Here is a 5655-nt window from a genome sequence, read left to right as displayed (position 1 = left end):
GGGGGGGGGGGCGGTGGCGCCGGGGGGGGGCGGATTCCCCCTCCCCGCCCCTCCCCGAACCCGGGGCTCCGCCCCGCACCCCTTCATCCGAACTTCGTTCGGATCTGCTCAAACGCCGCAGGGGCTGAAGGATCGCCTCAAGCGCCGGCGGGGCTGAGTCACTCCACGTGCGCGGACCAGTCCCGTTCAGCCGCAGGCTTCCCGTGCAGGTTCGGGACCTGCTTCAGCCAGTCCGGGCGGCCCCGCTGAGTCCGGGCCGCACGGCGCTCATCCGCCGCTGCGAGCTCATCTCGCGAGGGGAAGTCCGTCGGCAGCCAGGCCGCCGAACTCCTGGCCCGCGCAAGGAGATACGTGACGTAGGCGTCCCGTACGTCGGACGGACCGGCGAACCCGGACTCCTCGGCCAGCCACACGTCCGGGACGAGCGCGACCACCTCGCGAAGGAGCTCCTCCGTCACCTTCGGCGCAAGCTCCGCATCCGCCGCCCGCACATCCGGCCCGTAGCCGCCCAGCGCGTGGTGCTTGAAGTCGTACGCCTTGTCGGGCGCCGCGGAGTCCCACCGGTGGTGGAAGACCAGCGCCGCCCCGTGGTCGATCAGCCACAGCTTCGCGGGCGCGGTCCCGAACGTCGGCCAGACCATCAGGTTCGAACTGTGCACCGTCCGGTCGACGTTCACGGTGAGCGCGTCCAGCCAGACGATCCGGCCGGCTTCCAGCGGGTCGACCGGGAAGTCCGCGGCCACCTCGGGCGTGAAGTCGACCGCCCCCGGCAGGAAGTCCATGCCCAGGTTGAGTCCGGGGCTGGCCCGCAGCAGGTCCTGGACCTCCTGGTGCGGCTCGTCCGCGGCGATCGCGGGGTCGAAGTGCGCGAGCACCAGCTCCGGGAAGCGAAGACCGAGCCGCCGCGCCAGCTCCCCCACCAGGATCTCGGCGACGAGTGCCTTGACGCCCTGCGCGGACCCGGTGAACTTCAGGACGTACGTCCCCAGGTCGTCGGCCTCGACAACGCCGGGGACGGAGCCTCCGGTGTGCAGGGGGTGCAGGTAGCGGGTGGCGGTGACTTGTCGGAGCACAGCGGCAACTGTATCCGCGCGCATCCTCAGCGGCCGAGCGCTTTTGCCAGCGCCCCGTCCCCGCTGACCTCGGCCTTCCCCGTACGGACGGCTTCCAGGAGCGTGGTGCCGCGGCGGGCGAGGACGTCGGCCACGTCCAGGCTCAGAACGAGCCGGACGTCGGGCTCGCCCGGGTACGGGCCGTCGCCGTACACCGGCTCGCCCGCGTCCACCCGTACATGGAACCGGCCCTCGTCGAGCAGGACATCCACCACCCCTGCCTCACCCAGCACCGCGAGCTCCCGCAGCAGGGGCAGGGCCAGCCAGTGCGCCCGTACCGCGTCCGTGGGCCGGCGCTCGGTCAGCTCGGGGGCGCCCCATTCGCCCAGGGCCTGGAGGACCGGGAGCAAGTCCTTTCCCCTGGGCGTCAGTTCATAGACGTACGAGGAGGAAGGAGCCGGCAGTTTGCGGCGCAGGGCCAGACCGCTGTGCTCCATGTCCTTGAGGCGCGTGGCGAGCATGTCCGTGCTGACGCCGGGGAGGTCGGCGTGCAGATCGGTGTAGCGGCGCGGTCCCGCCAGGAGCTCGCGGACGATCAGAAGGGTCCAGCGGTCCCCGACCACGTCGAGGGCGCGGGCGGTGGCGCAGTACTGGTCGTAGCTTCGACGGCGTGACGTGGGCCTGCTCATGAGCCACAGCATACGTAAGTTGTTGGACTTTCCAAGCGGGAGCTTGGTAAAACCAAGTGACACGAGAGTCGCCTGGTGACGCAAGGGTCGCCCGGCCCGCTTGGAGGGCACGCGCATGGAGTTCCGGCAGTCGAGCAAGCTGAGCGAGGTCTGCTACGAGATCCGCGGCCCGGTCATCGAGCACGCCAACGCGCTCGAGGAGGCAGGCCACAGCGTGCTGCGTCTGAACACCGGCAACCCCGCGCTGTTCGGTTTCGAGGCGCCGGAGGAGATCGTCCAGGACATGATCCGGATGCTGCCGCAGGCCCATGGCTACACGGATTCCCGCGGCATCCTGTCCGCCCGGCGTGCGGTCGCCCAGCGCTATCAGACCCTGGGCCTGGAGGTCGACGTCGACGATGTCTTCCTCGGCAACGGTGTCTCCGAGCTGGTGTCCATGGCGGTCCAGGCGCTGATCGAGGACGGCGACGAAATCCTCATCCCCGCGCCCGACTTCCCGCTCTGGACCGCCGTCACCACGCTCTCCGGCGGCAAGGCGGTGCACTACCTGTGCGACGAGCAGTCGGACTGGTACCCGGACCTGGCCGACATGGAGTCGAAGATCACGGACCGCACCCGGGCCATGGTGATCATCAACCCCAACAACCCCACGGGCGCGGTCTATCCGAAGGAGATCGTCGAGGGCATGCTCGACCTGGCCCGCAGGCACAGCCTGATGGTCCTCGCCGACGAGATCTACGACCAGATCCTCTACGACGACGCCGTCCACCACTCGGCCGCCGCGCTCGCCCCCGATCTGGTCGTGCTGACCTTCTGCGGCCTCTCCAAGACGTACCGCGTGGCGGGCTTCCGCTCCGGCTGGCTGGTGATCACCGGTCCGAAGCAGCACGCCAAGGACTACCTGGAGGGCCTGACCATGCTGGCCTCCATGCGCCTGTGCCCCAACGCCCCTGCCCAGTACGCGATCCAGGCCGCGCTCGGCGGCAGGCAGTCGATCAACGAACTGACCGCGCCCGGCGGGCGGCTGTACGAACAGCGCAATGTGGTCTGGGAGAAGCTCAACGAGATCCCGGGCGTGAGCTGCGTGAAGCCCAAGGGCGCCCTGTACGCGTTCCCGCGGATCGACCCCAAGGTGCACCCCATCGTCGACGACGAGAGGTTCGTGCTCGATCTGCTGCTTCGCGAGAAGATCCAGGTGGTCCAGGGCACGGGCTTCAACTGGCCGCGCCCCGACCACTTCCGCATCCTGACGCTCCCCTACGCTGATGATCTCGACGCCGCGATCAGCCGGATCGGGCGGTTTTTGAGCGGATACCGGCAGCAGTGAACTCCCGCACCACCCGCGATACCTGCTCCGCCTGCTCCACCTGCTCCACCTGCGGATTTCCAAGTCATACGCAGTTCGCGTCGCCCGACCTCGTCCAGGCGATCGCGACCGGGGAACTGCCCGCGAGCGAGGATCCCGCCTGGCGGGACTCGGGTGCGGCGTCGGTCGAGGACTACGCGCGGTGGTGCGGGCATCTGTGCGGGGCTACGTGCCTGCGGATGGCGCTCGGCCCCTCGGCGCCTTCCCTCTTCGAACTGCGGGACGGCGCCGTCAAGTTCGGGGCGTACACCGTGGACGGCGAGGGCGAGATCCGCGGCATGATCTACGCGCCGGCCGTGGATCTCGTACGCGAGGTGTACGGCGTCGAGGCCGAGGTGCACCGGGAGCTGAGCGCGGACGGGATCGGCGAGCTGCTCGACGCGGGCCGGGTGGTGATCGCTTCCGTGCACTATGCGATCCGCCGGCCCCATGAGCCGTCCCCCGGCCGCGGCGGGCATCTGGTGCTCGTCACTGCGCGGACGGGGGACGGCGGGGGCTTCCACTTCCACAATCCGTCGGGGACGGATGCGAGGACGCGGATGGCCGAGCTGCCGGTGGAGCGGTTCGAGGACTACTTCGCCGGGCGGGGGATGTCGCTGGCCGCTCCCCCGACCGCTCAAGCCTGAGCTTGGTCCGCCTACGGAAGCTTGAGCTTCATCCCGGGCTGGATCATGTCGGGGTTGGCGCCGATGGTGTGCTTGTTGAGTTCGTAGAGCTCCTGCCAGCGGCCCATGTCGCCGAGCTCGTCGCGGGCGATCGCGGAGAGCGAGTCACCGGACTTCACGGTGTACGTGCGGGCCTCGGGCGCCTTGTCGTGCGCGGGGGCCTTGTCGTGCGCGGCTTCCGGCTTGGGCGCCGGGGCCGCGGCGGGGGTGATCTTGGCGTCCGCCATCAGCCGGTCCGCGGCGGCCTGGGTGGCGGAGGCGGCCTCCTCGGTGAACTTGTTGGAGGCCTCGGCACTGCTCCTGATGGGGGACTCCGGGGCGGTGGCACCGGCCGAGGCCTGCTCCTGTACCTGCTCCTTCACCGCCTCGCCGGATTCGGCGGCCTTGTCCTTGCCGCCCTTGAAGATGTCGAAGATTCCCATTGCTTCCTCCTGGGGTGGGGTCCCCCTTTCCCGCCACTGTGTCCCGGGCCGGGCCTGGGCGCATTGCGGCGGGCCGTTGTCAGTGGCGGGAGGCACCATGGCAGGGAGCGGGGAAAGGGGGCCCACGTGACCATGGGACGGCTGACGGCGCCGCTGCGGCAGGTGCTCGCACAGGCCGAGGAGGTGACGGGACGGATCGGCGGGACCGAGGCGCAGCGGGAGGCGCTGGTCCGGCACGGTCTGGCGTTCCGGCATGCGCGGCCGCCGCGCGCGTACTTCCTGACGCCGGCGGGGCACCGCCTGCGTCAGGAGCTCCTCACGGCCGCACCGGCACCGGTCGCGCGCGCCGCCGAGGCGCCGAGCGGGGTGTTCTCCGCGCGTACGGGCACGGAGACCTCGGCGCCGGCGGACCGCGCCGCACGGCTTCGCGAGGTGCACAGCGCCTGGGACGGCATGGTCGAGCTGCGCCGGATGACCAACCCGGACGGCGCGACGGACCGGCCCTGCGGCTGGGAGCGCGCCCATCTGGTGCAAGCGGCCGCGCTCGCCCTGGAGGCGGGCGGGTGCCGGCCGGGGGTGGCCGGGGCCGGGGGCTATGTGGTGGCGGATACGCAGCAGCCGGAGGCGGTGGAGATACGGGGCGGCGAGGAGAGCGGTGAGCTGGCCTCGTATGCCGATGTACTGACCAAGGCGGGGTGGCAGGTCGGCGAGCACCGCACGCGCGGGCGAGGACGCCTGCTGCTCGCTTCGCCCCGGCGGGCGTGAGCCCGGAATGCCGTGCGACGCACGGCAGTTGGAGCAGGTGGACGTACGCATGGAAGCGCCCTGGGACATACCCGTGGAAGGGATGAGCGTGGCAGACGAATTCTTCGTGCCGGTGACCGTGCGCGGATACGAGACCGATGTGCAGGGGCACCTCAACCAGGCCGTGTATCTGCAGTACGCGGAGCATGCGCGCTGGGAGCTGTTCGAGGCGGCGGGTATCCGTCAGCGGGATCTGCAGGCGGCCGGCATCGGCCCGGTCGTCCTGGAGACGACGATCCGCTACAAGCGCGAGCTGCGCGCCGGGGACAAGGTCGAGGTGACCTGCGGGTTCGAGTGGGGTACGGGCAAGACGTTCCGGCTCGCGCAGGTGATCCGCAAGGTGGATGGCACGGTCTCGGCAGAGGTCACCGCTGTCGGCGGCTTCATGGACCTGACGGCCCGGCGCTTGCTCGAGGATCCTGCGGGCCGGATCGGGGCACTGGCTGAGGATCCGTCGAGGTTCGGGCTGTAACCCAGCCCCGCCGGCGCTTGAGGCGATCTTTCAGCCCCTGCGGCGTTTGAGCAGATCCGAACGAAGTTCGGCTGTGACATTTTGCGGCTCCGCCGCGTGGGGGGTTCGGGGCGGGGCCCCGGGTTCGGGGAGCGGGGGGGCGGGGGGAAAGGGCCCCCCCAGGGGCCCCCCCCCCGAACCCCCCC

Annotated in this window: 7 protein-coding genes; 4 read left to right on the top strand and 3 right to left on the bottom strand. The window is 70.7% G+C overall.

What is annotated here, in order from left to right:
- Nucleotides 1–158 precede the first annotated feature (158 nt).
- Nucleotides 159–1073: a HipA family kinase gene (locus JAO81_RS24700; protein WP_199550111.1), complete on the bottom strand. Its 915-nt coding sequence runs from the start codon at nt 1071–1073 to the stop codon at nt 159–161.
- A 26-nt stretch (nt 1074–1099) separates the two neighbouring features.
- Nucleotides 1100–1741, bottom strand: coding sequence for a helix-turn-helix domain-containing protein (locus JAO81_RS24695; RefSeq protein WP_199550110.1), 642 nt, complete (start codon nt 1739–1741; stop codon nt 1100–1102).
- Between the two features lie 115 nt (nt 1742–1856).
- Between JAO81_RS24695 and JAO81_RS24690 the strand changes: the two genes are divergently transcribed.
- Nucleotides 1857–3068: a pyridoxal phosphate-dependent aminotransferase gene (locus tag JAO81_RS24690; RefSeq protein ID WP_199550109.1), complete on the top strand. Its 1212-nt coding sequence runs from the start codon at nt 1857–1859 to the stop codon at nt 3066–3068.
- Entirely contained in the window at nt 3065–3733 is a 669-nt protein-coding gene (locus tag JAO81_RS24685) for a peptidase (RefSeq protein WP_199550108.1), read from the top strand. The genes JAO81_RS24690 and JAO81_RS24685 overlap by 4 nt, the downstream gene beginning before the upstream one ends.
- Nucleotides 3734–3744: 11 nt before the next feature.
- Here the strand turns inward: JAO81_RS24685 and JAO81_RS24680 are convergent, their stop codons facing one another.
- Nucleotides 3745–4194, bottom strand: coding sequence for a LysM peptidoglycan-binding domain-containing protein (locus JAO81_RS24680; RefSeq protein ID WP_199550107.1), 450 nt, complete (start codon nt 4192–4194; stop codon nt 3745–3747).
- Nucleotides 4195–4326: 132 nt separating this feature from the next.
- On the opposite strand from JAO81_RS24680, the gene JAO81_RS24675 reads away from it, so the two are divergent.
- Together JAO81_RS24675 and JAO81_RS24670 are read left to right on the top strand one after the other, a co-directional pair.
- Nucleotides 4327–4959 (top strand): hypothetical protein, encoded by a 633-nt coding sequence (locus JAO81_RS24675; RefSeq protein WP_199550129.1) that lies wholly within the window; start codon nt 4327–4329, stop codon nt 4957–4959.
- Between the two features lie 82 nt (nt 4960–5041).
- Nucleotides 5042–5470: an acyl-CoA thioesterase gene (locus tag JAO81_RS24670; RefSeq protein WP_233415859.1), complete on the top strand. Its 429-nt coding sequence runs from the start codon at nt 5042–5044 to the stop codon at nt 5468–5470.
- Nucleotides 5471–5655: the final 185 nt, after the last annotated feature.

Origin of the sequence: Streptomyces sp. N35 (genome assembly GCF_016464295.1) — a bacterium.
Taxonomy (GTDB): Bacteria; Actinomycetota; Actinomycetes; order Streptomycetales; family Streptomycetaceae; genus Streptomyces.
This window is presented reverse-complemented; position numbering and strand designations above follow the sequence as displayed.